Source organism: Microbacterium sp. AZCO, from assembly GCF_039614715.1.
Classification (GTDB): domain Bacteria; phylum Actinomycetota; class Actinomycetes; order Actinomycetales; family Microbacteriaceae; genus Microbacterium.
In genome coordinates this window covers 3,639,908-3,665,227 of record NZ_CP154857.1, presented here as the reverse complement: position 1 = coordinate 3,665,227, position 25,320 = coordinate 3,639,908, and the positions used below count along the sequence as shown (strand labels likewise).

At 71.4% G+C, this 25,320-nt stretch carries 23 protein-coding genes; 14 read left to right on the top strand and 9 right to left on the bottom strand.

What is annotated here, in order from left to right; all coding sequences use genetic code 11:
* Positions 1–67 precede the first annotated feature (67 nt).
* From AAIB33_RS16755 to allB, 8 genes are all read right to left on the bottom strand, one after another.
* Entirely contained in the window at positions 68–1,192 is a 1,125-nt protein-coding gene (locus AAIB33_RS16755; RefSeq protein WP_345801091.1) for a Gfo/Idh/MocA family oxidoreductase, read from the bottom strand.
* A complete protein-coding gene (locus AAIB33_RS16750; RefSeq protein WP_345803461.1) occupies positions 1,189–1,953 on the bottom strand; it encodes a sugar phosphate isomerase/epimerase in 765 nt (254 codons plus the stop codon). Before AAIB33_RS16750 ends, AAIB33_RS16755 begins: the two co-directional genes overlap by 4 nt.
* 172 nt (positions 1,954–2,125) lie before the next feature.
* Positions 2,126–2,743 (bottom strand): TetR/AcrR family transcriptional regulator, encoded by a 618-nt coding sequence (locus AAIB33_RS16745; protein ID WP_345801090.1) that lies wholly within the window; start codon positions 2,741–2,743, stop codon positions 2,126–2,128.
* Positions 2,744–2,825: 82 nt separating this feature from the next.
* Positions 2,826–4,166 (bottom strand): allantoate amidohydrolase, encoded by a 1,341-nt coding sequence (locus tag AAIB33_RS16740; protein ID WP_345801089.1) that lies wholly within the window; start codon positions 4,164–4,166, stop codon positions 2,826–2,828.
* Positions 4,163–5,341, bottom strand: a complete 1,179-nt coding sequence (locus AAIB33_RS16735; protein ID WP_345803460.1) for an alanine--glyoxylate aminotransferase family protein — start codon at positions 5,339–5,341, stop codon at positions 4,163–4,165. Before AAIB33_RS16735 ends, AAIB33_RS16740 begins: the two co-directional genes overlap by 4 nt.
* A gap of 38 nt (positions 5,342–5,379) precedes the next feature.
* Positions 5,380–6,969, bottom strand: coding sequence for an AtzH-like domain-containing protein (locus AAIB33_RS16730; RefSeq protein WP_345803459.1), 1,590 nt, complete (start codon positions 6,967–6,969; stop codon positions 5,380–5,382).
* A gap of 1 nt (position 6,970) precedes the next feature.
* Positions 6,971–8,062 (bottom strand): acetamidase/formamidase family protein, encoded by a 1,092-nt coding sequence (locus AAIB33_RS16725; protein WP_345801088.1) that lies wholly within the window; start codon positions 8,060–8,062, stop codon positions 6,971–6,973.
* Complete coding sequence (gene allB / locus AAIB33_RS16720; RefSeq protein ID WP_345801087.1) at positions 8,059–9,408, bottom strand: allantoinase AllB; 1,350 nt, start codon at positions 9,406–9,408, stop codon at positions 8,059–8,061. Before allB ends, AAIB33_RS16725 begins: the two co-directional genes overlap by 4 nt.
* A 203-nt stretch (positions 9,409–9,611) precedes the next feature.
* Here allB and uraD point away from each other — a divergent pair, with 203 nt between their 5' ends.
* From uraD to pucL, 3 genes are read left to right on the top strand one after another with little or no spacing between them, the layout of a single operon-like run.
* On the top strand, positions 9,612–10,124 hold the full coding sequence (gene uraD, locus AAIB33_RS16715; RefSeq protein WP_345801086.1) for a 2-oxo-4-hydroxy-4-carboxy-5-ureidoimidazoline decarboxylase: 513 nt from the start codon (positions 9,612–9,614) through the stop codon (positions 10,122–10,124).
* Complete coding sequence (gene uraH, locus AAIB33_RS16710; protein ID WP_345801085.1) at positions 10,121–10,486, top strand: hydroxyisourate hydrolase; 366 nt, start codon at positions 10,121–10,123, stop codon at positions 10,484–10,486. Before uraD ends, uraH begins: the two co-directional genes overlap by 4 nt.
* A 2-nt stretch (positions 10,487–10,488) precedes the next feature.
* Positions 10,489–11,400: a factor-independent urate hydroxylase gene (gene pucL / locus AAIB33_RS16705; protein ID WP_345801084.1), complete on the top strand. Its 912-nt coding sequence runs from the start codon at positions 10,489–10,491 to the stop codon at positions 11,398–11,400.
* Between the two features lie 362 nt (positions 11,401–11,762).
* Here the strand turns inward: pucL and AAIB33_RS16700 are convergent, their stop codons facing one another.
* Positions 11,763–12,284 carry an adenine phosphoribosyltransferase gene (locus AAIB33_RS16700; RefSeq protein ID WP_345801083.1) on the bottom strand — a complete coding sequence of 174 codons (522 nt, stop codon included), beginning with the start codon at positions 12,282–12,284 and terminating at the stop codon, positions 11,763–11,765.
* A 73-nt stretch (positions 12,285–12,357) separates the two neighbouring features.
* Here AAIB33_RS16700 and AAIB33_RS16695 point away from each other — a divergent pair, with 73 nt between their 5' ends.
* The 11 genes from AAIB33_RS16695 to kdpC all read left to right on the top strand — a co-directional run bounded on the left by AAIB33_RS16695 (position 12,358) and on the right by kdpC (position 25,313).
* Positions 12,358–14,037: a glycoside hydrolase family 13 protein gene (locus AAIB33_RS16695; protein ID WP_345801082.1), complete on the top strand. Its 1,680-nt coding sequence runs from the start codon at positions 12,358–12,360 to the stop codon at positions 14,035–14,037.
* A 33-nt stretch (positions 14,038–14,070) separates the two neighbouring features.
* Entirely contained in the window at positions 14,071–15,084 is a 1,014-nt protein-coding gene (locus AAIB33_RS16690; protein ID WP_345801081.1) for a LacI family DNA-binding transcriptional regulator, read from the top strand.
* A gap of 75 nt (positions 15,085–15,159) precedes the next feature.
* Complete coding sequence (locus AAIB33_RS16685) at positions 15,160–16,383, top strand: amidohydrolase (RefSeq protein WP_345801080.1); 1,224 nt, start codon at positions 15,160–15,162, stop codon at positions 16,381–16,383.
* Positions 16,384–16,449: 66 nt separating this feature from the next.
* Entirely contained in the window at positions 16,450–18,543 is a 2,094-nt protein-coding gene (locus tag AAIB33_RS16680; protein ID WP_345801079.1) for an APC family permease, read from the top strand.
* Between the two features lie 82 nt (positions 18,544–18,625).
* A complete protein-coding gene (locus tag AAIB33_RS16675; RefSeq protein WP_345801078.1) occupies positions 18,626–19,915 on the top strand; it encodes a SufS family cysteine desulfurase in 1,290 nt (429 codons plus the stop codon).
* The gene (gene sufU, locus AAIB33_RS16670) at positions 19,912–20,361 is read left to right on the top strand and encodes a Fe-S cluster assembly sulfur transfer protein SufU (protein WP_345801077.1); all 450 of its coding nucleotides are present in this window, start codon (positions 19,912–19,914) and stop codon (positions 20,359–20,361) included. Before AAIB33_RS16675 ends, sufU begins: the two co-directional genes overlap by 4 nt.
* Positions 20,362–20,478: 117 nt before the next feature.
* The gene (locus AAIB33_RS16665) at positions 20,479–20,640 is read left to right on the top strand and encodes a hypothetical protein (RefSeq protein WP_345801076.1); all 162 of its coding nucleotides are present in this window, start codon (positions 20,479–20,481) and stop codon (positions 20,638–20,640) included.
* A complete protein-coding gene (locus tag AAIB33_RS16660; protein WP_345801075.1) occupies positions 20,637–20,726 on the top strand; it encodes a potassium-transporting ATPase subunit F in 90 nt (29 codons plus the stop codon). Before AAIB33_RS16665 ends, AAIB33_RS16660 begins: the two co-directional genes overlap by 4 nt.
* Entirely contained in the window at positions 20,726–22,423 is a 1,698-nt protein-coding gene (kdpA, locus tag AAIB33_RS16655) for a potassium-transporting ATPase subunit KdpA (RefSeq protein WP_345801074.1), read from the top strand. Before AAIB33_RS16660 ends, kdpA begins: the two co-directional genes overlap by 1 nt.
* 3 nt (positions 22,424–22,426) lie before the next feature.
* The gene (gene kdpB / locus AAIB33_RS16650; RefSeq protein WP_345801073.1) at positions 22,427–24,679 is read left to right on the top strand and encodes a potassium-transporting ATPase subunit KdpB; all 2,253 of its coding nucleotides are present in this window, start codon (positions 22,427–22,429) and stop codon (positions 24,677–24,679) included.
* Positions 24,680–24,701: 22 nt separating this feature from the next.
* The gene (kdpC, locus tag AAIB33_RS16645; protein ID WP_345801072.1) at positions 24,702–25,313 is read left to right on the top strand and encodes a K(+)-transporting ATPase subunit C; all 612 of its coding nucleotides are present in this window, start codon (positions 24,702–24,704) and stop codon (positions 25,311–25,313) included.
* Positions 25,314–25,320: the final 7 nt, after the last annotated feature.

The window sequence follows — 25,320 nt, the reverse complement described above, 5'->3', positions numbered from 1 at the left end:
AAGAGATCACAGAGCCCCCGACGATACGGGGCCCCGGACGCAGAAGCGACCCGGGGCCCGTGTCTCGTCAGAGGGTCGAGGCGAAGGGGTCGAACCCCTCGGGAAGGAGCGGAACGGGCGCGACGGTGCTCTGGATCTTCACCGTCTCGCCGCTCGCGGCGGATTCGGCGGCGGACAGCAGCACGTCGAGCACGTGGAACCCGAGCTCGCCCGAGGCGACGTGCGGGCGGCCTTCGGCGATCGCGCGGACCATGTCGAGCGCGCCGAGCCCGCGGCCGACCTCGATCTGCTCGTGCTCGATCTCGATCCACTCCTGCTCGAACGACATCCCGTCGCGCAGGACGCCGAGCGGGGCGACGACGGCGATCCGGCCGGCGAACTGGTTCGGGTCGGGGATGACGATCGACCCCTCCGTGCCGTGGATCTCGACGATGCCGTGACGCTCGAGCGCCGAGTCGAAGCTGAGCAGGCTCTGCGACTGCGCGCCGGATTCGAACGCCGCGATGATCTGGATCGTGGAGGGCACCTCGACCGGGAAGGTCTCCCCGGCCTTCGGACCCGTGTGGATCTTCCGCTCCTCGTTCGCCTTGGTACCGAACGCGGAGACGCGCTCGACCGACCCGAAGAGGCTCACCAGAGCGGAGAAGTAGTACGGACCCATGTCGAGCAGCGGTCCCGCGCCCTGCGCGAAGAGGAAGGCGGGGTTCGGATGCCAGAGGTCGGGCCCCTGCGTCTGGAACACAGTCTGCGCGAAGAGCGGGCGGCCGATCCGGCCGGACTCGATGGCCCGGCGCGCCGCCTGGAAGCCCGGGCCGAGGAGGGTGTCGGGCGCCGATCCGATCCGCAGGCCCGCGGCCTCCGCCTCGCTCAGCAGGAGCGCGGCACCGTCGCGATCGAGGCCGAGCGGCTTCTCGGTCCAGACGTGCTTCCCCGCCGCGATCGCGGCGCGGGAGACCTCGATGTGCGCAGCGGGGATCGTCAGGTTGATGACGAGATCGACGCCCGGATGCGCGAGGACGTCGTCGGCGGTCCCGAACGCGGGCACCCCGTACTTCTCGGCCTGCTCGCGCGCGCGCTCGACGAACAGGTCGCCCAGGATCACGACCTCGACATCGGGGAACGCGGAGAGGTTCTGGAGATAGGTGTCGCTGATGACGCCGACGCCGATGATCCCGATTCCGACCGCGCTCATCGGACGAACCCGCCCTCGGTGAGGAACGCGTAGCTCGCGGCGATGTCGTCGAAGACGTCTCCCGGCGCATTGTCGTACTCGATGACCGCGTACTGCACAGCGGTTCCGGCGCGCAGTGCGCCGGCGAGGGGCACATCGCCCTCACCCGGACGGCGCTGATCGAGGCTCGCGGAGCCGAACTCGCCGGCATCCGGTCCGAACGGATTCACCGCGGGAGCGATGCCGTCCTTCACGTGCACGGCCACGAGCCGATCGCCCAGGCGCGAGACGAGGCCGACGCCGTCCTGCCCGCCGACCAGCGCCCAGTACAGGTCGAGCTCGATCGCGACGCGGTCGTCGGTCAGTTCGACGAAGCGCTCGTAGGCCGTCTGCCCGTCGAAGTCCGCGACGAACTCCTGCGCGTGGTTGTGGTAGCCGACGCTGAGCCCGAACCCTGCCGCGACGTCGACGAGGCGGTTGAGACGGTCGGCGATGTCGGTGACACCGTCGAGGGTCAGCCACCGGTCGGGGGCCACGAACGGGTCGATGACCGTCGTCATGCCGATCGCGGCCGCCGCCTCGAAGACGACCTCGGGGGCGGGAGTGGGAATCGAGCCGTCGGGCGTCCACAGCTCATCGGAGAGCAGCGGCGCATGCCCGGTCGGCGAGGCGAGCCCGGAAGCATCCAGCGCGCTGCGGATCTCATGCGGACGGCGGACGAAGTCGAACGCCTCGACATTCTTGAGGCCGATCGCGGCGAGCTTGTCGAGCGAGCCGCCCATATCGGCCGAGAACGCGTCGGCGAGCGTGTACAGCTGGACGGACGCCAGCGGCTTCGATTCTTCGGGCAGGGCCACGGTGACCTTCTCTTCGTCGGTGAGGGCAGCGATGACGTGCCCGGGCCTCCATACGGAAACCTCCACGTGGAAGTTTATGCAGAAGCGACCCTCGGGGTCAATCCTCCGCGGGCGGAGCCGCGAGCAGCCGATCGAGCATCGCGAGCGCGGCCTCGTGATCGACCGTCGCGTCGAGCAGCCACTGCGCCTGCAGACCATCGGATGCCGCGATGACGAGCGCGGCGACGAGCTCCGCGTCGATGTCCCGCCGGATCCGCCCCGCTGACTGCAGGTGCCGGACCCGCTCCGCCATGCTCTCGCGCAGCCGCGCGAACCGCTCGGTGGCGAACTCCTGCGCGGCGGAGTGGCCGTCCTCCAGCGCGGTCGCGACGAGCATCGAGTACAGCTGGACCATTCCGGGGATCTCGCGGTTCTCCTCCGCCGAGATGCGCATCATCTCCGCCGGGCTCACATCCGGCGCCTCCGGAGCGTCGCCGTCGAGCCTCCGCTCCGACTCCCGGTAGACGGCGACGAGCAGCTCCTCGAGCGAGCCGAAGTAGTGGGTGAGCGCTGCATGCGTGACACCGACTTCGCTCGCGATCGCCCGGAGGCTCGTCCGCTGCGCCCCGCGGGTGGCGAAGACCTCGATCGCCCGGTCGAGGATCTCCTGGCGGCGCGCGACGCCCTTCGGGTAGCTCCCCCGCTCACGGGGCGATCCGGACGGCGGCGCGCTCATCGTCGAATTGTAGCCAGCGGCCCGTGCCCGGTTCCGGTCGGGGAAGCGGCGCCCCGTCGGCCTTCGCCCGCCCTGGGGCGCATCACTCGGGTTCTGCTGCGCGATGGAGGACGGCCTCCGCGAGGGCCCGGATGCCGAGAGCGACGTCGCCCTCCGACACCGCCTCGTCAGGGTGGTGGCTGATCCCGTCCGGATTGCGGAGGAACAGCATCCCGACCCCCGTCACCGCGCCGATCGCCATGCCGTCGTGCCCGGCGGGGCTGAAGAGCGTCGTCGGGGCGCCGGTCGTCGATGCGCCTCCGCTCGGAAGCGCCGCGCCGCCGGCACGCGCCCCGGCATCCCGAGTCGACACGATGCCCTCCCGGAGCACGTCCTGAAGCAGCGGCGCGCAGAAGACGGCGGGCGCGCTGTGGACGTCTCGGGCGGTCCAGCGAAGGCCTCTCCGGCCCATGACGGCGTCGAACTCGCGGGCGATCGCGCGCCACACGCGATCGCGGTCGACGTCGAACTCCCCGCGCAGGTCGAGGCTCATCCGCACCTCCCCCGGCACGATGTTGACCGCGCCGGGGAAGGCCTCGAGCTGCCCGACCGTGCCGATGATGTGGTGCTCGGCACGGCAGATCGCCTCGACGGCGAGCGCGGCCTCGGAGGCGCCGAGCAGAGCATCGCGCCGAGCGTCGTACGGCGTGCCACCCGCGTGCCGGGCCTCGCCCTCGACGACGATCTGGAATCGCCGCGCACTCGCGATCGACGACACGACCGCGAGCGACTCTCCCCGCCGATCCAGCTCGGGACCCTGCTCGATGTGCGCCTCCAGGTAGCCGACGAGGTCGACGGGGCGACGCGCCGCCTCGCTCAGGCGTGCGGGATCGAGTCCGAAATCGAGGAACGCCTCCCGCACCGTCGTGCCCTCGGCATCCGTCAGCGTCCACCAGTCCTCGTCCCAGAGGCCCGCGACCGCCGACGAGCCGAGCAGCGCCTTGCCGAATCGCGCGCCCTCCTCGTCGGAGAAGGCGACGACCTCGAGGGCGAACGGGAACGGCGAGCGCCAGCGGTCCTCGTCGACCGGAGTCCGCAGCAGGCGCACGACCTCGAGTCCCATCAGCACGCCGGCGATGCCGTCGTAGCGCCCGGCATCCGTCACGGTGTCGAGGTGCGAGCCGATCAGCAGGGCGGGAGCATCGGGATCGGATGCCTCGAGCCGGCCGACCTGGTTGCCGGCGGCATCCTGCCAGGTCCTCATGCCGAGCTCGCGCATCCACTCGGCGGCGAGGCGGTTGACGCGCGCATGCTCGGGAGACAGATAGATGCGCTCGATCCGCCCGGGCGCCGACGAGACGCGGGCGAGCTCGTCGCAGCGCGCCATGACGCGACCGGCCGCCGCTGCGACCTGGTCCGGGCCCGCCTGCAGGCGCGGTGTCACGCCGCGTACACCCCCGCCGCAGCCTCGACGCCGCCGCCCGCCGGCACCGCGACGCCGTGCCTCGCGAGCACCCCCTCCAGGGCGGACAGCGTCGTGAGGACGGCATCCTTCCGCGCGTTGAAGCCCATCGTCCCGATGCGCCACACCCGGCCGTGGAGAGGCCCGAACGACGTGCCGATCTCGATCCCGAAATCGTCGAGCAGCGCGGCTCGGGCGGCATCGCCGGGCACGCCCGAGGGGATCTCGACCGCCACGACGTTGCTCATCTTGCGGGCGACGTCGCCGAACACGCTCAGCCCGAGCGCGCGCACACCCTCGAGCATCGCCCGACCAGCGAGGTCGTGACGCGCGATGACGGCGTCTCGGCCCTCCAGCAGCAGCACGCGCGCGCACTCCCGCGCCGCGTAGAGCATCGAGGTCGCCTCGGTGTGATGGTTCAGGCGGCGGGGTCCCCAGTAGTCGAGGATCATGCCGAGGTCGAGATAGTTCGACCTCACGAAGTCGTCCGACGAGGGATCGCCGGGCTCCCGGATGCCGGCCTCGACCCTCGCCCGCGACCGCACGACGTCGACCGCACGATCCGACAGCGTCAGAGGGGCCGACCCCGACGGGCCGCCGAGGCACTTCTGCAGGCCGGCGGTCGCGGCATCCACTCCCCATTCGTCGGCCTCGAAGGCATTGCCGCCGAGCGAGGCCGTCGCATCGGTGTAGAACAGCACGCCGTGCCGGTCGCAGATCGCCCCGATCTCGTCGAGCGGCTGCATCATCGTCGTCGACGTGTCGCCGTGGACGAGGGCGAGGAGCGCGGGTCGCACCCGCATGATCGCCTCCTCGATGACCGAAGGCGCGAACACCTGGCCCCACTCCGTCTCGATCGTGTGCACCTCCGCCATCGCGCGCTCGGCGATCTCGGCGAGGAGGTGCCCGAAGCGCCCGAACACGGGCACGAGCACCCGATCCCCGGGCCGGATGAGCGACACGAGCGCCGCCTCGATGCCGGCGCGGGAGGTGCCGTCCACCAGCAGCGTCGCGTCGTTGGCCGTCGCCCATACGCCGCGATACAGCTCCTGCGTCTCGGCCATCGTCGCGGTCATGAACGGGTCGTACTGCCCGACGAGGGGCGCCGACATCGCGCGGAGCACGCTCGGGTACGCGGAGATCGGGCCGGGCCCCATGAGCAGGCGCGCGGGCGGGTCGATGGGGCCGGGGACGATCACGTCAGCTCCGGGCGGGTCGGGTCGGCGACGAGCCGAGCGAGGCGACGGGCGAGGCGGACGAGCGCGATGTCGGTGCCGCCGCGCGAGACGAGCGAGACGCCGACGGGTGCGGGACCGAGCTGAGACGGCACCGTCAGCAGCGGTGCCGACAGCGCGGGGAGACCGCCGACGGCGGCGGGGGTCGTCAGCCGCAGCGTCGCCTGACGGACCGCGTCGATCCGGTCGCCCGCATGGGTGCGCATGGGCGCCGGCCCCGGCACGGTCGGGAACACGAGCACGGCGTTCGCGACGAGGCCGCGCAGGTGCTCGCGGAGCGGCTCGAGGGCCGAGCGGGCGGATGCCTCGGCCCCGGCCGTCACCTCGGAGGCGACCCGGAAGCGCTCACGGACCGCCGAGCCGGTGGCGTCGGGATGCGTCTCGAGCCAGTCGCCGTTGTTCCGCCACGCCTCCGCGCCCTGCACGGTGCGGAACGGCTCGTAGTAGTCGTCGAGCGGACCGAGCGAGACCCGGGCGAGCGCGGGTGGATCGTCCGACGCGGCGAGGCGGATGAGGAGCGCGTCGAAGGCCGACCGGGTCTCCGGCTCGACCGCTTCCAGCGCCTCCTCGGGGATGAGCAGGCGCCAGGGCAGCTCCGACCCCGACGCGCCGTACACGCTCTCGGTCGACGACGAGCCGTCGTAGCTGAGGCACCAGTCCGCGACGCGCTGCAGCGTCGCGCCGTCGCGGGTGAGCCAGCCGACCGTGTCGAACGACTGTGCGAGGGGAAGCATCCCCTGCCGCGGGACGAGGCCGTGGGTCGTGCGCAGCCCCCACAGCCCCTGGTACGAGGCGGGCACGCGAATGGAGCCCGCCGTGTCGCTGGCGAGGCCGATCTCGGCCTGACCGGTGGCCACGGCCGAGGCGGGTCCGCTCGACGAGCCGCCCGGGAGTGCGCCGGGCAGGGCGCCGTTCGGCGGCGTGCCGTAGTGCGGGTTGTCGCCGGCGATGCTGAACGCGAACTCGTCGGTGCGTGCGATGCCGCGGAGGGATGCCCCTCCCCGGAGCAGGTCGGAGACCGCGGGCGCCGTGCGGGTCTCGGCCTTCGCCTCGTCGAGATAGGCGGGGTTGCCCGCCCCGATCCGGTAGCCCTTGACCGCGAAGAGGTCCTTCACGGCGACCGTGAGACCCGCGAGCGGACCGTCCCAGGCCCCTTGGAACAGCGGATCCCCCACGGTCCGCCAGACCGACCGGTCGAGCGCCTGCGCCCGGGCGGTCACGTGGGCGGCGGTGATGAGCCAGCGCCCGTCGATGCGCTCCCACAGCTGGGTCTGCAGGCCCGTGCCGCCCTGCAGGTAGTGCGAGACCGACACGAGGAGCGCAGCATCCACTCCCAGGGGACGGTACTCGACCCGCTCGATGGTGCGCGGCGGAACGCCCCCGCGCACCCCGCGGAAGGCGCTGATCGCCTCGTGACCGACCAGTAGGCCGGCGCCGTCGCCCCGGAGAGTGTCCGGTCCGGGGGCGAAGGCCGCGTCGAGCGCGTCGAGGTCGTTCGAGAGGATCGCGCGTTCGTAGTCCTCGAACGCCGTGAAGAGGTCGTCCGGCATCTCAGCCACGCGGCACCCCCTCGAAGTCCGCTTCGCGGATGCGGGCGTGGATGCCGCACACGATGTCGACGACCTGGGAGACGTCGAAGTCGGTCGCCGCGCTGAGGTACGCGTAGGCGAGGTGCTCGTCCATGCCCCATCTCGCCGAGATGAGGTCGATCGCCGCCCTCACGCACGTGCGCATCGCCTCGTCGAGATCCGGATCCAGTCCCGTCGGCACCAGGTACTCGGGGGTGCGGACGAGCGGACCGGCGACGTCGCCGAACTCGCGAAGCGCCTCCTCGCGAGGGACGACGTCGAATCGCAGCGTCGCCCGGAGGGAAGCCTCGAGCGCCGTCAGCGCCACCTCGCCGTCGCCCTGGGCGAAGTGCGGGTCGCCGACGTACGCGAGGGCCCCGGGCACCTGGACGGGCAGATAGAGGACCGTGCCCTCGACGAGGAGGTTGATGTCGATGTTGCCGCCGTGCGACCCGGGCGGCACCGAATGGGGCCGCTCGTCCGACGCCACGGCGACGCCCATCGTGCCGAGGAACGGTGCGAGCGGGAACTCCACGACGCGCTCTCCGCCGTGCCTGACAGGCAGTCTGCCGACGAGGCCCGAGGAGCGTTCCTCGACCGGGGTGAAGACGCTCACGCTTCCCTCGCTGCGCGGGAGCACGCCCACGAGCGCGCCCTTGCCGTGGCGGTTCGAGATCACGCCATACGGCACGCGAGGCACGAGCCGCTCGACGGTGATCTGCAGCAGGTCGCCGGGCTCGGCACCGTCGATGAAGATCGGGCCCGTGACGACGTGCGGTCCGTCCGTCGCGGGGTCACGGGTAAGCTCGGCGGCGATCGCGACGGCATCCTGAAGCACCGACGCCTCTCCCACGCCGTGCGACCCGAAGTATGCGACGGGATCCTTCCCCTGGTCCTCGAGGATCCCCTCGTGGCTCACGGTGTCGATCGTCACGGTCTCCCCGGGCGAGATCGTCAGGACTGCGGTGTCGCGCGCGCACGGCAGTCGCCCCCAGAGCACGGTGTCGGGGCGGGAGGGCAGATAGTGATCGCCCGGGAGCTCTCCGGTTCCGGGCTGCAGGATGCCGACGGTCATGACGCCGCCTCCGCCTCGAGGATGCGGGCGGCGAGCACCTCGCGACCGGCGCGCGCGAGGACCTCTCCTCGGTAGCCGAGCACGCCGTGCACGTACGTCTCGCTCACGACCCCGTGGAGCGTCGCGCCGTCCCACGGCGAGACCTTGTTGCGGTACTCGAGGCCGTGGGCCCGCACGCGGAACGTGTCGTCGGGGCGGAACACGACGAGGTGCGCGGGCTCCCCCTCAGCGATCGTGCCGCGCGTGCCGAGCCCCGCGATGCGGGCGGGGCCGGTCGTGAAGAGGGGCAGGATCGCCTCGAGAGGGATGCCGCGCCGCCGCGCCTCGGTCCACACCGCCGGCAGTCCCGTCTGGAGTCCCGCGATTCCGCCCCAGGCGAGGCCGAAGTCACCGCCGCCGCGCTGTTTGAGCTCGCGCGTCGACGGGGAGTGGTCGCTCACGATCGCGTCGATCGTGCCGTCGAGCACGCCCGCCCAGAGGAGCTCCTGGTTCGCGGCATCCCGGATCGGCGGGCAGCACTTGAACTGGGCGGCGCCGTCGGGGATGTCCTCGGCCCGCAGCGTCAGATAGTGCGGGCAGGTCTCGACGGTGAGGCGGACTCCGTCGGCCTTCGCGGCGCGCACGCTCTCCAGCGCCGTCCCGTCCGAGACGTGCACGATGTGCGCTCGCGCGCCGGTGCGACGGGACGCCTCGATCACGCCGCGGATCGCCGCCTCCTCGCTTTCGGGAGGCCGGGAGGCCACGAAGTCGGCGTAGCGGCGACCCAGGGCGCCCTCGCCGTGGAGGTGGTCCGGGTCCTCCGCGTGCACGATCAGGACGCCGTCGAACGCGGCGATCTCGGCGAGCGCCGCCTCGAGCTGCGACGCGTCGAGCTGTCCGAACTCCGCGATGCCCGACGGAGCGAGGAAGCATTTGAAGCCCACGACGCCCGCCTCGGCGAGCGCCCGCAGCGTGCCGAGGTTCTCGGGCACGGAACCGCCCCAGTACCCGACGTCGACGGCGAGCTTGCCGGCGGCGGCCGCCCGCTTCGCCTGGAGGGCATCGACGCTCGTCGTGACGGGCACCGAGTTGAGCGGCATGTCGAGCACGGTCGTGACACCGCCCGCGGCCGCGGCCGCCGTGCCGGTCGCGAAGCCCTCCCACTCCGTGCGGCCCGGCTCGTCGAGGTGCACGTGCGAGTCGACGAGCCCGGGAAGGAGCACCGCGTCGTCCGGCAGTGCCCGGTCGGCTGCGCCGTCGTACGGTTCGATGGCCGCGATGACCCCGCCCTCGACGCGCACCGTCACGGATGACCACGCGCCGTCGACGAAGGCGCGGCGGGCGGCGAAGGTCGTGGGTCCGCTCATGCGCACACGGTAACGGAGCCGCGTTTCCCGGGTGTTTCCCCTGCGCGCGCGGGTTCCTCCCATCGTCCGGAGGAGGGGAGGTGATTCGGTGAGGCGATGGGGGATGGCGCGTGCGGCCCCTCCGCCGTTCGGATCTCCTCCGCCCGTCGGGACGGCGACGCCGCCGTAACCCACGGGAAACGACCGGCGGCTACCGTGGCGCCATGCAGCTCGCGGAGTTCAACGGCCTCGACGCCGCGACGGCGACCGAGGTCGTCGGCGTCTGGGCGGCCATCCCCGAATGGCGGGATGCCGTCGTGGCCGGCCGTCCGTACGGCAGCGTCGACGAGCTCGCCGCCGTCGCCGCCACGACGGCCGGCTCGTGGACCCGCGACGACCTCGACGCGGCCCTGTCGCGGCACCCACGCATCGGCGAGCGGGCAGGCGGATCGGGCGCCGAAGCCGCGGCATCCCGGCGCGAACAGGCCTCGATGTCGGACGCCGGCGCCGACATCGGCCGGGCGATCGTCGAGGGGAACGCCGAGTACGAGCGCCGCTTCGGCCGCGTCTTCCTGATCCGGGCGGCGGGACGAAGCCCCGACGAGCTGCTCGCCGAGCTGACGCGCAGGCTCCGCAACGACGCCGACGCGGAGGCCGTGGAGGCCGTCGGCCAGCTGCGCGAGATCGCCCTCCTTCGGCTGCGATCGACCGTCACCGACGAGGGGACCCCCGCATGACGAGCCACGTGACGACGCACGTCCTCGACGCCGCCACAGGCGACCCCGCGAGCGGCGTGGGAGTCGTGCTGGCACAGGCCTCGGGCGACACCGTGCTGGCCGAGACCACGGGGGCCGTCGTCGCCCACGGCGCCACCGACGAGGACGGCCGCCTCTCCCTCGGCCCGGAACGCCTCCCGCCCGGCAGCTACACCCTCACCTTCCTGACCGGCGAGTACTTCGCGGCCCGGCAGGTCGACACCTTCTATCCCTACGTCACCGTGACATTCATCGTCGAACCCGCGGACGACGGCGAGATCCGGCACTGCCACGTGCCCCTGCTCCTCAGCCCGTTCGCGTATTCGACCTACAGAGGGAGCTAGTCATGGTGGCGGTCAGCCTCGGCGCAAACAAATACGGCAAGGCGGAGAACCGCGTCGTGCGGATCGTGCGCGACACGCCCCGCCACGAGATCGTCGACCTGAGCGTCACGTCGCAGCTGCGGGGCGCGGCACTGGCGGAGTCGTTCCTCACCGGCGACAACAGCAGGATCGTGGCCACCGACACGCAGAAGAACACGGTGTTCGCGTTCGCGAAGGAGCACGGCATCCCCTCTCCCGAGGAGTTCCTGCTGACTCTCTCGCGTCACTTCACCCGCGAGTTCGACTGGATCGAGGGCGGCCTCTGGCAGGCCGAGCAGTACGAGTGGTCCCGCATCCTGGTCGACGGGCAGCCTCACGACCACTCGTTCGTACGCTCGGGTGCGGGCACGCGGCTCGCCGCCGTCCAGGTCGTCGACGGCGAGACCCACGTGACCGGCGGGGTCAAGGACCTCGTCGTGCTCAAGTCGACGGGGAGCGGCTTCGCCGGATTCCCCCGCGACCGCTACACGACGCTCCCCGAGACCGACGACCGCATCATGGCGACCTCGGTGACGGGCCGGTGGCGCTTCCTCCCGGAGGCCGTCGAGGCCGGCATCGACTTCAACGCGCTCTACGCCGACGTGGTCGCCGCGCTGCTCTCGACGTTCGCGTCGGTGCACTCCCTCGCTCTGCAGCAGACGCTCTTCGCGATGGGCGCCGCCGCGATCGAGGCGCGGCCCGAGATCGCGGAGGTGCGGTTCGCGATGCCGAACAAGCACCACTTCGCCTACGACCTGTCGCCCTTCGGCCTGGAGAACCCCAACGAGGTGTTCTATGCCGCCGATCGCCCCTACGGCCTCATCGAGGGCACGGTCGTCCGGGACGGAGTGGATGCCGCTCCCGGCGCCTGGCTCGACCTGCCGACCTTCGTCTGACCCGACGCTCGAGGGGTCGACGCCGGCGGTGCCCGGGATCGGCATCCCGGGCCTCCGCCGCCGTCTGAGCGAGGGGCGCCGCGCACTGCCCTCGGTATCGCGCCCGGGCTTCGCAGGTCGTCGGATGCGCGTTCCCACTCTTCCGGGAGACGCCCCGTCCGCGCGCTTTGCCGCTCGGGCGGGTCATCACGGACCCATCGTGTCCGCCGAGGCTAGAAGACGGCGGTGCATCAGATCCAGAGTCGGGCGGCACTCGTCACCGCGAATTCATCCCGCGAAACCGGCGGGCAACACGGCGTTCGCCGGTCAGCGCGCCCTCCGACGCCGGCGCCGGCGCTCCCAAGCGCCGATGACGAGGGTGATCAGGCGTGGAAGAGGGTGTGCACGTCCCCGACGATCTCGCGGCCGCCGAGGGCGTCCAGCTCCATGAGCACCGACGTCCCGACGACGACGCCGCCGAGCGTCGCAACGAGCTCGTGCGCCGCCTGGAGGGTGCCGCCGGTCGCGAGCACGTCGTCGACGAGCAGCACCCGCATCCCCTCGGTGATGTCGTCGTGCGCCTCGATCGTCGCGGTGCCGTACTCGAGGGCGTAGGAGACGGATGCCGCGGGCCGGGGCAGCTTGCCCGCCTTGCGGATCGGGATCAGCCCGACGCCCGCGTCGATCGCCACTGCGCCGGCGAGGATGAAGCCCCGCGCCTCGATGCCGGCGACCACGTCGAACTGCCCCGCGAAGGGTTCGACGATCGCGTCGATGCAGCTGCGGAGGGCGGCCGCGTTCGCCAGGAGGGGCGTGATGTCGCGGAAGAGGACTCCGGGCTCGGGGTAGTCGGGGATCGTCCGGATGAGCGATTCTGCGTGCGCGAGCTCGGGGGAGATGGTCACCGCACCACGCTACTCGCACCGCTCTGTGAGACTTCGAGTGGCGAATGTAAGCGCTTGCATTATCCTGTGACGCATGACTTCGCCCGAACTCGACCTCGCCGACGCGCGCACGAGCACCCCCGGCGCCGAATGGTGGCGCACGGCCGTGATCTACCAGATCTATCCCCGGTCCTTCTCCGACAGCTCGGGCGACGGCATCGGCGACCTGCCCGGCGTCACGTCGCGCCTCGACGATCTCAGGGATCTCGGCGTCGACGCCCTGTGGCTGAGCCCCTTCCAGCGCTCCCCGCAGAAGGACGCCGGCTACGACGTCTCGGACTACTGCGACGTCGACCCGCTGTTCGGCACGCTCGCCGACTTCGACGACATGCTCGCCGCGGCGCACGCGCGCGGCATCCGCATCATCGTCGACCTCGTCCCCAACCACTCGTCCGACCAGCACGTCTGGTTCCAGCAGGCGCTTGCTGCCGGGCCCGGCAGCCGCGAGCGGGCGCGCTACATGTTCCGCGACGGCAAGGGCCTCGACGGCGACGTGCCTCCGAACAACTGGGAGTCGGTCTTCGGCGGACCGGCGTGGACGCGCGTGATCGAGTCCGACGGGACGCTCGGCCAGTGGTACCTGCACCTCTTCGACTCGTCGCAGCCCGACTTCGACTGGTCGAACGACGAGGTGCGCGAGGAGTTCCGCCGCATCCTGCGCTTCTGGCTCGATCGCGGGGTCGACGGCTTCCGCGTCGACGTCGCGCACGGCCTCATGAAGGCCGAGGGCCTCCCCGACTACACCCCCGACCCCGAAGCCGGCTCCATGGGCGGCGAAGAGGCGAACGTGCCCTACTGGGGGCAGGACACCGTGCACGAGGTGTACCGCGACTGGCACCTCCTCATGCAGGAGTACGAGGGCGATCGCGCGCTCTGCGCCGAGGCGTGGCTGCCCACGCCCGAGCAGACCGCGAACTGGGTGCGTCCCGACGAGATGCACCAGGCGTTCAACTTCGCCTACCTCGAGACGGGATGGGATGCCGCGGCCCTCCGCGCCGTCATCTCGGCCTCCCTCGCGGCGTACGGCGCCGTCGGCGCGCCCAGCACGTGGGTGCTGTCGAACCACGACGTCGTCCGTCACGCGTCGCGCCTCGCGCTCACGGCGGAGAACCCGCAGGGTCACGGCATCGGACCGAACTCCCCCGGCAAGCCGATCGCCGACGTCGGGCTGCGTCGCGCGCGCGCCGCGACGACGGTCATGCTCGCCCTCCCCGGCTCGGCGTACCTGTACCAGGGCGAGGAGCTCGGCCTCCCCGAGGTCATCGAGCTCGACGACGATGCGCGTCAGGACCCGACGTGGTTCCGCACGGGCGGCGAGCGCTACGGCCGCGACGGCTGCCGCGTGCCGATCCCCTGGACGTCCGACGCCGTCGCCTACGGCTTCAGCCCGACGGGCGAGTCGTGGCTGCCGCAGCCCGCCGAGTGGGCGGTGCTGGCACGCGACGCGCAGCGCGCGGACGAGGCATCCACTCTCTCGCTCTACCGCGCACTGCTGGCCGCCAGACGTGCGCGGCACCTCGGGTCGGGCGCGCTCGAGTGGCTCGAGGGCTTCGGCGAGGGCGTCCTGGCGTTCCGCAACGGCACCGTCACCGTCGTGGCGAACGCGTCGGACGCACCTGTCGCGCTTCCGGACGGTATCGTGATCGCGTCGAGCGGGCCGCTCGGCTCGCGGACGCTCCCGACCGACACCGCGGTGTGGCTCGCCGACGACTGACGTCTGCGCTCGGCTGAAGGGGGGTGCGACGACGTGGTCAGCATCGACGAAGTGGCGCGCGAGGCCGGCGTCTCGACGGCGACCGTCTCGCGCGCCCTGAGCGGGCGCGGGCACGTCTCCGACCCGACCCGTGCACGCGTCGAAGCGGCGGCGAAGAGCCTCGGCTACGTCGTCTCGGCGTCGGCGTCGAGCCTCGCCTCCGGCCGCACCCGCAACATCGGCGTGCTCGTGCCGTTCCTCGACCGGTGGTTCTTCTCGACGGTGCTGAGCGGCATCGCGACGGCGCTGCAGCGTCGCGGGTACGACATCACGCTCTACAACCTCACCGCCGACCGCACGCAGCGGCGGGAGATTTTCGAGACCTTCCTGCGACGTCAGCGCATCGACGGCGTCATCGCGATCTCGATCGAGCTCGGTGAGGAGGAGACCGACCTGCTGCTCGAGCTCGGCCTGCCGACGATCGCGATCGGCGGCCCGAACCCCAAGCTCACGACGCTGACGGTCGACGACATCACCGTCGCGCGGCTCGCGACCGAGCACCTCATCGCGCTCGGCCACCGCGCGATCGCGCACATCGGCGCGAGCCAGGAGTTCGACCTCGACTTCCACATCCCGACGCAGCGGCGGCAGGGGTTCGAACTGGCGATGGTGGATGCCGGCATCCCGGCGCGCCCCGCCCTGTTCGAGCCGGCCGACTTCACGATCGAGGGCGGGTTCCGCGCCGCGAAGCAGCTGCTCGGGCGGCCCGGCGAGCGCCCGACGGCGATCTTCGCCGCGTCGGACGAGATGGCGATCGGCGCGCTGCTCGCGGCGCGGGAGCTCGGCTACCGGGTGCCCGAGGACATCTCGGTGGTGGGCATCGACGGTCACGAGCTCGGGGAGTTCTTCCGCCTGACGACCGTGGACCAGTTCCCGCTCGCGCAGGGTGGCCGGGCGGCCGACGCGATCCTCGCCGAGCTCGATTCCCCCGCCGGCGACCGTCGGGCGCGCTCCGACCTGCCGTTCGAGCTCATCGTGCGCGGCTCGACCGCCCGCCTGCTCACCTGACGCTCGGTTCACCGGCGCCGATCCGTCGACGAGACCGCACCTGAGCGGCCGAGCGGCCCGGATAGGCTCGACCGCATGACGATCGACCTCGAGGCGCTCTACATCGACCTGCACCGGCACCCCGAGCTCTCGTTCCAGGAGACCCGCACAGCGGGGGTCATCACGCGGACGCTCGCCGAGCTCGGCCTCGAGTTCGAGGAGGGCATCGGCAAGACCGGCGTCGTGACCTCGATCGCGAACGGCCCGGGACCGGTGGTGTGGCTCCGCGCCGACATGGATGCCCTTCCCGTCGAGGAGCGGACGGGCCTCGAGTACGCCTCGACCGCGCGCGGCGTCGATCCCGCGGGGCAGGACGTGCCCGTCATGCACGCGTGCGGCCATGACATGCACGTCACGGCGCTGCTCGGCGCGCTCGAGCGGCTGCTGGCGACGAGGGACGAATGGTCCGGCACCGTCGTCGCGGTGTTCCAGCCCGCCGAGGAGTACGGGGCGGGCTCGCAGGCGATGATCGCCGACGGCGTGCTCGACCGCTTCCCGAAGCCCGACATCGTGCTCGGCCAGCACCTCACGCCGCTGCCCGCAGGTACGATCGGCGTGCGCCCGGGCACCCAGATGGCGGCCTCCGACGGGCTCACCGTGACGCTTCTCGGGCGCGGCGGCCACGGCTCGCGCCCGCACTCGACGATCGACCCGGTCGTGATGGCCGCGGCGACGGTCATGCGCCTGCAGACGATCGTGTCGCGCGAGGTCGACCCGCGCGACGTCGCCGTCGTCACCGTCGGCTCGATCCACGCGGGCCTCAAGAACAACATCATCCCGGCCGAGGCGAAGCTCGAGCTGAGCCTCCGCTATCCCGACGACGAGGCGCGCGGTCGCATCATGGCGAAGGTCGAGCGCGTGATCCGCGCGGAGGCCGCGGCATCCGGTGCCGAGGAGCAGCCCGTCATCGCCGTCGACCACACGCTCCCGCCGACCATCAACGACGACGACGCGACGGCTCGCGTGACGGCGGCCTTCGATGCGGCGTTCGGCGAGGGCACGGTCGTCGACCCGGGCATGTTCACGGGCAGCGAGGACGTCTCGTGGTTCGCCCGCGAGGCCGGCGTGCCGCTGGTGTTCTGGTTCTGGGGCGGCGTCGATCCGCAGGTGTTCGCGGCCGCGCTGGCGGGTGGCACGCTCGAGCGCGACGTGCCGACGAACCACTCGCCCTTCTTCGCGCCGGTGCTGCATCCGACGATCGAACGCGGTGTGGAGGCACTCCGGGTCGCCGCCCGCGAGTTCCTCGGCCCGGTGGGCTGAGGCCCGTTCGCGTCGATCGGGTGACGCGCTGGCTCGTCGCGTTGCATCCGAGCGCGGACAAGCGTAGTGTCGCCCGCCGTGACAACCGACGGACGCGATCCCGGCCCCGCTGAATCGCCGATCGCCAAACGCATCCTCATCGGCGACCCCCTGTCGTCGGAGGCCGCAGACGAGCACCTGCTTCCCAAGCGGATGGCGCTGCCCATCTTCGCCTCCGACGCGCTGTCGTCCGTGGCGTATGCGCCGCAGGAGATGCTGCTCATCCTGATGACGGGTGGACTGGCGTTCCTCGCCTTCTCGCCGCTGGTCGCCGCCGCCGTCGTGCTCGTGCTCGTCGTCGTCGTGCTGAGCTACCGCCAGCTCATCCGGGCGTATCCGTCGGGCGGTGGGGACTACGAAGTCGCGCGCAAGAACCTGGGTGAGATCCCCGGTGTCGTCGTGGCGTCGGCGCTCCTCGTCGATTACGTCCTGACGGTCGCGGTGTCGGTCTCGTCGGGTGTCGACAACCTCATCTCGGCACTTCCGTTCCTCAACCCGGGGCGCGTGGAACTCGCGGTGGGGTTCGTCATCCTCATCATCGTCATCAACCTCCGCGGAGTGCGGGAGGCGTCGCTGTTCTTCGCCATCCCGACCTACGTCTTCATCGGCTCGGTCGCCGTCATGATCGTCGTCGGCCTCGTGCGCACTGCGCTCGGCGATCCGCCCGTGGCATCCAGCGCCGACTACGCCGTGCAGACCGAGGACCTCACGCAGGCCGCGGTCATCCTGCTCGTGCTGCGGGCCTTCTCGAGCGGCTGTTCGGCGCTGACGGGCGTCGAGGCAGTCGCCAACGGCGTGCCCGCGTTCCGCATGCCGAAGGTCCGGAACGCCCGCTCGACGCTCGCCCTGGTGGGCGGCATCGCGATCGTGCTGTTCACGGGCCTCACGGCGCTCGCTCTCATCTCGGGCGTCCACTACGCCGAGAACCCGTGCGATCTCATCGGCTTCGACTGCGAGAACCAGGTGCAGCCCAGCCTCATCGCCCAGGTCGCGGCGGGAACCTTCGGCCTGAACTCGATCCCGTTCTTCGTGATCCAGGCCGCCACGGCCGCCGTCCTCCTCCTCGCCGCCAACACGGCCTTCAACGGCTTCCCGCTGCTCGGAGCGGTGCTCGCGCGCGACGGATACGCACCCAAGGCCCTCAACACTCGCGGCGACCGTCTCGTCTTCTCGAACGGCATGATCATCCTCGGCATCGTGGCGATCGCCGTGATCACGGTGTACCAGGCGAACGTCACCTCGCTGATCCAGCTCTACATCATCGGCGTCTTCGTCTCGTTCTCGCTCGGTCAGATCGGCATGATCCGCCACTGGCGCCGGCTGCTGCGCGAGACCACGCGCGCCGAGGGCCGCCGGGACCCCAAGGCCGGTGCCGAGCGGCGCGGAGCCATCCGAAGCCTCACCATCAACTCGATCGGCGCCGTCATGACGGTGACGGTGCTCGTCATCGTCACGATCACGAAGTTCACGCACGGCGCGTATCTCGTCTTCATCGCCATCCCGATCCTCGCGACGCTCATGGTCGGCGTGCACCGCTACTACCGCGACGTCGAGCACGAGATCGCGATGACCGACGACGTGCACTTCGGCGCAGCCGGCGATGTCGCGCTCATCCTCGTCAACCGCCTGCAGAAGCCCGTCGCGAAGGCGATCGACTACGCGCTGGCCGCCCGCCACGACAAGACCATCGCGATCCACGTCGCCGTGACGAAGGAGGAAGCGGAGTCGATCCAGAAGGAGTGGGAGGCGCATCGCATGCCGATCCCCCTCACGATCATCGAGTCGCCGTTCCGCACGTACGCGGGGCCCGTCGCGGAGTTCATCAAGCGGTACCGCGAGAAGCACGGGTCGTCCGTCATCACCGTGTACCTGCCGCAGTACATCGTCGGCCACTGGTGGGAGACCCTGCTGCACAACCGCCGGGCCAGCCGCATCGCGCAGCAGCTCATGCTCATCCACGGCGTCACGATCACCCTCGTGCCCTGGCTCCTCGACTCGTCGGAGCTGATCTACGGCCGCCGCTCGCGTCCGCTGCCGGGTCAGGAGCGCGCGGGACGCCCGTTCGACCCGGCCAACGAGAACATCCCGACGGCGCAGCGATCGAGCCTCGAAGGGCCGTGACGATCCGGGATGCCTCGGTGCGAGGCATCCCGTGACCAAGACCCGCCGAGCCGGTCGCCGCGCCGCCGCGTAGCCTTGAGTGGTGACATCGGCTCCCCCTCGCCCCGCGATCCTCGACCCCGAGGCGCTGCGCGCTGACTTCCCGATCCTCGCGACGCGGATCGGCGACAGCCCGCTCGTCTACCTCGACTCGGGCGCGACGAGCCAGAAGCCGCAGGCGGTCATCGACGCCGAGGTGGAGTTCCTGACGACGGCGAACTCGGCCGTGCACCGCGGCGCGCACACGCTGGCGGCGGAGGCGACCGAGCTCTACGAGGACGCGCGCGCGACCGTCGCCGCGTTCGTGGGCGCCCGTCCCGAGCAGCTCGTCTGGACGAGCGGCGCGACGGAAGGCCTCAATCTCGTCGCCTACGCGATCGGCAACGCGACGGCGGGGCGCGGCTGCGCCGAGGCGCAGCGGTTCGCCCTGCGGCCCGGCGACGAGCTCGTCGTCACGGAGTCCGAGCACCACGCGAACCTCATCCCGTGGCAGGAGCTCGCGTTCCGCACCGGCGCCGTGCTGCGGCACATCCCTGTGCGCGACGACGGCACGATCGACCTCGACGCCGCCGCGGCGATCATCGGCGAGCGCACGCGCGTCGTCGCCTTCCCCCACGTCTCGAACGTCCTGGGCATCGTCAATCCCGTCGACGAGCTCGTCGCGCTCGCGCACGCCGCGGGTGCTCTCGCGGTGATGGATGCCTGTCAGTCCGCGCCGCATCTCCCGCTCGACCTCCCCGCCCAGGGCGTCGACCTCGCGGTGTTCTCCGGTCACAAGATGCTCGGCCCGTACGGCATCGGAGGCCTCTACGGGCGGTCCGAGGTGCTCGAGGCCCTCCCCCCGTTCCTCACCGGCGGGTCGATGATCACGACGGTGACGCTCGAGGAGGCGTCGTACCTCCCCCCGCCGCAGCGCTTCGAGGCCGGCACGCAGCCCGTGTCGCAGGCGATCGGCCTCGCGGCGGCGGTGCGCTACCTCGACCGCGTCGGCATGCCGGCCGTGCACGCGCACGAGCGGGTGCTCGAGCGGCGCCTGCGCGACGGCATCCGCTCCCTTCCCGGCATCCGGCTGCTGGGAGATGCGGATGCCGAGCGCGTCGCGCTGAGCGCGTTCGACGTCGAGGGCGTGCACGCCCACGATGTCGGCCAGTTCCTCGACGCCCGCGGCATCGCCGTGCGCGTCGGCCACCACTGCGCGCAGCCGCTGCACCGCCGGTTCGGGCTGACGGCGTCGGTGCGCGCGTCGGCCGCGCTGTTCACCACCGAGGCCGAGATCGACGTCTTCCTCGATGCGCTCTCCGGTGTGCGCGGCTACTTCGGAGCCGGACGATGAGCGGCCTCGACGGGCTCTATCAGGAGCTGATCCTCGACCACTCGAAGCGCAGGGTGGGATTCGGCCTCGCGGAGGACGCGGAGTCGGGCGTCGCGACGTCGTACCAGCGCAACCCGATCTGCGGCGACGAGATCACGCTGCGCGTGCGCGTCGACGGCGACGACGTGCGCGACGTGACATGGGAGGGCGCCGGCTGCGCCATCTCGCAGGCCTCGGCATCGATGCTCGCTTCGCTCGTCGCGGAAGAGGGCGGGATGCCGCGGGCCGAGGCATCCACCCTCATCGACGGCTTCCGCACGGCGCTCCGCTCGCGCGGCACGATCGACCTCGACGAGGAGATCTTCTCCGACGCCGCGGCGCTCACCGGCGTCTCCCGGTACACGGCGCGCGTCAAGTGCGCCATGCTCGCGTGGGTCGCGTTCGAAGACGCCCTCGCCCGCGCCTGACCCTCCTTCGCGCACACCCCTTCGCCCGCTGCCTCGCGCGTGACGAGTCGCTCGGGAGGGGTGTCCGGCGCGCCGTGAGGACTCTGTAAGAGCCGGCGCGCGGAGCGTATGGAATCCGTGAGGACGGCGGATGCGGCATCCCCCGCGGTGTTGCATCGGGATGCCAAGACCGCACCCGTCCTCGAGGAGTCCTCCGTGCTGGATGTCATCTACGTCGTCGCGACGATCGCGCTGTTCGCGCTCGTCGCACTCGTCGCGCGAGGGATCGAGCGACTGTGATCGTCTTCTCGCTCCTCGCCGCGGCGCTCGGCCTCGCCGCCGTCGTCTACCTGGTCGTCGCCCTCGTGAAGCCGGAGAAGTTCTGATGGGCTCGACAGGCGCGGCGACCGCTGAGCTCTGGACCGGCATCCTGCAGATCGCGACGGTCTTCCTGATCCTCGCGCTGCTCTACCGGCCCCTCGGCGACTGGATCGCCCGCACGTACACCGCGGCCAAGGACTGGCGCGTCGAGCGCGGCGTGTACCGGCTCATGGGCGTCGACCCGGCATCCGAGCAGACCTGGCAGGCGTACCTGCGCGGCGTGCTCGTCTTTTCGGCGACGGGCGTGCTGTTCGTCTACGCGCTGCAGCGCCTGCAGGCGGTGCTCCCGTACTCGCTGGGGCTCCCGCCCGTGCCGGAAGGGCTCGCCTTCAACACCGCCGTGTCGTTCGTGACGAACACGAACTGGCAGTCCTACTCGCCCGAGCTGACGATGGGCTACACCGTGCAGCTGGCGGGGCTCGCGGTGCAGAACTTCGTGTCGGCCGCGGTCGGCATCGCGGTCGCGATCGCCCTGGTCCGCGGCTTCGCGCGCCGCGGCTCATCGACGATCGGCAACTTCTGGGTCGACCTCGTGCGCGGGCTCACCCGCATCCTGCTTCCGCTGTCGATCATCGCGGCGATCGCCCTCCTGACCGCGGGCGTCGTGCAGAACGTCAACGGCTTCACCGAGGTGCACACCCTCACCGGCGGCACGCAGGTGCTCCCCGGCGGACCCGTCGCGAGCCAGGAGGCGATCAAGGAGCTGGGCACGAACGGCGGCGGCTTCTTCAACGCCAACTCCGCGCACCCGTTCGAGAACCCGGCGCCGTGGACGAACGTCCTCGAGATCCTGCTCCTCCTCGCCATTCCCTTCGCGATGCCGCGCGCCTTCGGCCGCATGGTGGGCGACGACCGGCAGGGCTACGCGATCCTCGCCGTCATGGCCTCACTCGCCATCGTGTCGATCGCGGCGGTGAGCTGGCTCGAATCGCTCGGTCTCGGCACCGCGCCGCAGCTCGCCGGCTCCGCCATGGAGGGCAAGGAGCAGCGCTTCGGCATCCTGGGCTCGACGTTCTTCGCCGGTGCGACGACCCTGACGTCCACGGGCGCCGTCAACTCGATGCACGACTCGTACACGGCGCTCGGCGGCATGATCCCGATGGTCAACATGATGCTCGGCGAGGTCGCTCCGGGCGGCGTCGGCTCGGGACTGTACGGGATGCTGGTGCTCGCCGTCATCGCGGTGTTCGTCGGCGGTCTGCTCGTCGGCCGCACGCCCGAGTACCTGGGCAAGAAGATCGGACCGACCGAGATCAAGCTCGCGAGCCTCTACATCCTCGTGACCCCGATCCTCGTGCTCGTCGGCACGGCCCTCAGCTTCGCACTGCCCGGCATCCGTGAGGACGTCGAGAACGTCTCGATCTGGAACCCGGGCGTCCACGGCATGAGCGAGGTGCTCTACGCGTTCACGTCGGCCGCGAACAACAACGGCTCGGCCTTCGCGGGACTCACCGCGAACACGCCCTGGCTGAACACCGCCCTCGGCGTCGCGATGCTGCTCGGACGCTTCATCCCGATCGTCCTCGTGCTCGCGCTCGCGGGATCGCTCGCCGCCCAGGACCGCATCCCGTCCACCGCCGGCACCCTCCCCACCTACCGTCCGCAGTTCGTCGGCCTCCTCGCCGTGATCGCGGTCGTCATCACGGCACTCACCTACTTCCCCGTTCTCACGCTGGGTCCCCTGGCGGAAGGGCTCGTCTGACTCATGTCCACCACCGCAATCGCCTCGACGACCGGTCCGGTCGCGGGCTCGATCACCCCCGAGCAGCCGCGCGGCACGCGCGCCTTCAGCTGGTCGCAGCTCGTGCAGGCGCTCCCCGGGGCCGTCCGCAAGCTCAACCCCGCCGCCCTGTGGCGCAACCCCGTCATGTTCCTCGTGTGGGTGGGCGCCGCGCTCACGACCGCGCTCGCGATCGCCGAGCCCTTCCTGCCCGCGGAGGACAGCGGCGGCACCGCCGTGCCGGCCGGGTTCACGTGGGGCATCGCGATCTGGCTCTGGCTCACGGTGCTCTTCGCCAACCTCGCCGAATCGGTCGCCGAGGGCCGCGGCAAGGCGCAGGCGCAGTCGCTGCGCAAGACCCGCACCTCGACGATGGCCCATCGCGTGACGGCGTACGACGAGAAGGGGGATGCCGCGGCGCAGCGCGCCGAGTCGATCGAGGTCGCCTCGTCCGAGCTGTCTCTCGGCGACGTCGTGATCGTCTCGGCCGGCGAGCTCATCCCCGGCGACGGCGACATCGTGAGCGGCATCGCGACGGTGGACGAATCCGCCATCACGGGCGAGTCCGCGCCGGTCGTGCGCGAGTCGGGCGGGGACCGCAGCGCCGTCACGGGCGGCACCCGCGTGCTCTCCGACCGGATCGTCGTGCGCATCACGTCCAAGCCCGGCGAGACCTTCGTCGACCGCATGATCGCGCTCGTCGAAGGGGCGAGCCGCCAGAAGACACCCAACGAGATCGCCCTCGGCATCCTGCTCGCGAGCCTCTCGATCGTCTTCGTGATCGTGGTGCTGACCCTCAACCCGATCGCGTCGTACGCCGCCTCACCGGTGAGCATCGCCGTGCTCGTCGCCCTCCTGGTGTGCCTCATCCCCACGACGATCGGCGCGCTCCTGTCGGCGATCGGCATCGCGGGCATGGACCGGCTGGTGCAGCGCAACGTGCTGGCGATGTCGGGCCGTGCGGTCGAGGCCGCCGGCGACGTCACCACCCTCCTCCTCGACAAGACCGGCACGATCACGTACGGCAACCGCCGGGCCGACGACTTCGTCCCCATCGCAGACGCCGACCCGGTCCCCGAGCCTGTCGAGGGGTCGAACGTCGCCCACGATCGCCTTGCCCGCGCGGCGGCGCTGTCATCGCTCGCCGACCCGACCCCCGAGGGCGTCTCGGTCGTCGAGCTGGCGGCGGTGCGCGGCATCCACGTGTCGCCGCCTGCCGACGCGGTCGTCGTCCCCTTCACCGCCCAGACCCGCATGAGCGGTCTCGACCTCGTCGACGGGACGCAGATCCGCAAGGGCGCCGGGTCGGCGGTGCTCGCGTGGCTCGAAGCCTCCGGATCGCCCGTCTCGGACGAGATGCGCACGGCGGTCATGCGCGAGACCGATGCGATCGCGCAGTCGGGCGGCACGCCGCTCGTCGTGGCGGGGCTCAGCCCCGCGACCGGCTCGGCGGCGGGGTCAGGGACCGGGGCCGGGTCGGCGACCGGGACCGGCGCGGGGACCGTGTACGGGGTCATCCACCTCAAGGACATCGTCAAGGACGGCCTGCGCGACCGGTTCGCCGAGCTGCGCGCCATGGGCATCCGCACGGTCATGATCACGGGCGACAACCCCCTCACCGCGGCGGCGATCGCGAAGGAGGCGGGAGTCGACGACTACCTCGCCGAGGCGACGCCCGAGGACAAGCTCGCGCTGATCCGGCGTGAGCAGCAGGGCGGCAGCCTCGTCGCGATGACGGGAGACGGCACGAACGACGCCCCCGCCCTCGCGCAGGCCGATGTCGGGGTTGCCATGAACACCGGCACCTCGGCCGCGAAAGAGGCCGGCAACATGGTCGACCTCGACAGCGATCCGACGAAGCTCATCGACATCGTGCGCATCGGCAAGCAGCTGCTCATCACCCGCGGTGCGCTCACGACGTTCTCGCTCGCCAACGACATCGCGAAGTACTTCGCCATCATCCCGGCGATGTTCATGGGGGTCTTCCCCGGCCTGCAGGCGCTCAATGTGATGCAGCTGTCGTCGCCGGCGTCGGCCGTCACGAGCGCGATCATCTTCAACGCGATCATCATCGTGGTGCTCATCCCGCTCGCCCTTCGCGGCGTCGCCTACCGCGCGGCATCCGCTTCGCAGATCCTCAGCCGCAATCTGCTCGTCTACGGGCTCGGCGGCATCATCGCCCCGTTCATCGGCATCAAGCTGATCGACCTCGTCGTCAGCCTCATCCCCGGCTTCTGAGCCCGGCCAAGGAGACCCGCACATGTCCACCGCACGAACCACACTGCGCACCACCGGCGTCGCCGTCCGCACGATGCTCGTCCTCACCCTCGTGCTCGGCGTCGGCTACACGCTGCTCATCACCGGCATCGGCCAGCTCGTCCTCCCGTGGCAGGCGAACGGCTCGACCGTCACCGACTCCCGCGGCCAGGTGGTCGGCAGCACCCTCATCGGGCAGTCGTTCACCGACGCTGAGGGTGCGCCCCTCCCCGAGTACTTCCAGTCGCGACCCTCGGCCGCCGGAGACGGGTACGACGGCGGGGCCTCGAGCGGCTCCAACCAGGGTCCCGAGAACCAAGACCTCATCTCGGCCATCACGGAGCGCCAGGCCGCGATCTCGAAGCTCGACGGTGTCGCCGTCGACAACATCCCCGCCGACGCCGTCACCGCGTCGGGGTCGGGCCTCGACCCTCACATCAGCCCCGCCTACGCGCTCCTGCAGGTGCCGCGCGTCGCCGAGGTCCGCGGCATCGCGGAGGCGGAGGTGCGCGCACTCGTCGAGCAGCACATCCAGCAGCGCGACCTCGGCTATCTGGGCGAGCCCCGCGTCAACGTGCTCGAGCTCAATCTCGCGCTCGACGCGCTCGCTCGGTGAGCCGGGC

Excerpts from the sequence above, each read along its gene's own strand:
- AAIB33_RS16735 (WP_345803460.1), bottom strand. The coding sequence starts at position 5,341 with ATGGGGCCCGGCCCGATCTCCGCGTACCCGAGCGTGCTCCGCGCGATG.
- AAIB33_RS16745 (WP_345801090.1), bottom strand. The coding sequence starts at position 2,743 with ATGAGCGCGCCGCCGTCCGGATCGCCCCGTGAGCGGGGGAGCTACCCG.
- AAIB33_RS16725 (WP_345801088.1), bottom strand. The coding sequence starts at position 8,062 with ATGACCGTCGGCATCCTGCAGCCCGGAACCGGAGAGCTCCCGGGCGAT.
- kdpB (WP_345801073.1), top strand. The coding sequence starts at position 22,427 with ATGTCCACCACCGCAATCGCCTCGACGACCGGTCCGGTCGCGGGCTCG.
- pucL (WP_345801084.1), top strand. The coding sequence starts at position 10,489 with ATGGTGGCGGTCAGCCTCGGCGCAAACAAATACGGCAAGGCGGAGAAC.
- uraH (WP_345801085.1), top strand. The coding sequence starts at position 10,121 with ATGACGAGCCACGTGACGACGCACGTCCTCGACGCCGCCACAGGCGAC.
- uraD (WP_345801086.1), top strand. The coding sequence starts at position 9,612 with ATGCAGCTCGCGGAGTTCAACGGCCTCGACGCCGCGACGGCGACCGAG.
- AAIB33_RS16685 (WP_345801080.1), top strand. The coding sequence starts at position 15,160 with ATGACGATCGACCTCGAGGCGCTCTACATCGACCTGCACCGGCACCCC.
- allB (WP_345801087.1), bottom strand. The coding sequence starts at position 9,408 with ATGAGCGGACCCACGACCTTCGCCGCCCGCCGCGCCTTCGTCGACGGC.
- kdpA (WP_345801074.1), top strand. The coding sequence starts at position 20,726 with ATGGGCTCGACAGGCGCGGCGACCGCTGAGCTCTGGACCGGCATCCTG.
- AAIB33_RS16730 (WP_345803459.1), bottom strand. The coding sequence starts at position 6,969 with ATGCCGGACGACCTCTTCACGGCGTTCGAGGACTACGAACGCGCGATC.
- sufU (WP_345801077.1), top strand. The coding sequence starts at position 19,912 with ATGAGCGGCCTCGACGGGCTCTATCAGGAGCTGATCCTCGACCACTCG.
- AAIB33_RS16695 (WP_345801082.1), top strand. The coding sequence starts at position 12,358 with ATGACTTCGCCCGAACTCGACCTCGCCGACGCGCGCACGAGCACCCCC.
- AAIB33_RS16755 (WP_345801091.1), bottom strand. The coding sequence starts at position 1,192 with ATGAGCGCGGTCGGAATCGGGATCATCGGCGTCGGCGTCATCAGCGAC.
- AAIB33_RS16750 (WP_345803461.1), bottom strand. The coding sequence starts at position 1,953 with ATGGGCGGCTCGCTCGACAAGCTCGCCGCGATCGGCCTCAAGAATGTC.
- kdpC (WP_345801072.1), top strand. The coding sequence starts at position 24,702 with ATGTCCACCGCACGAACCACACTGCGCACCACCGGCGTCGCCGTCCGC.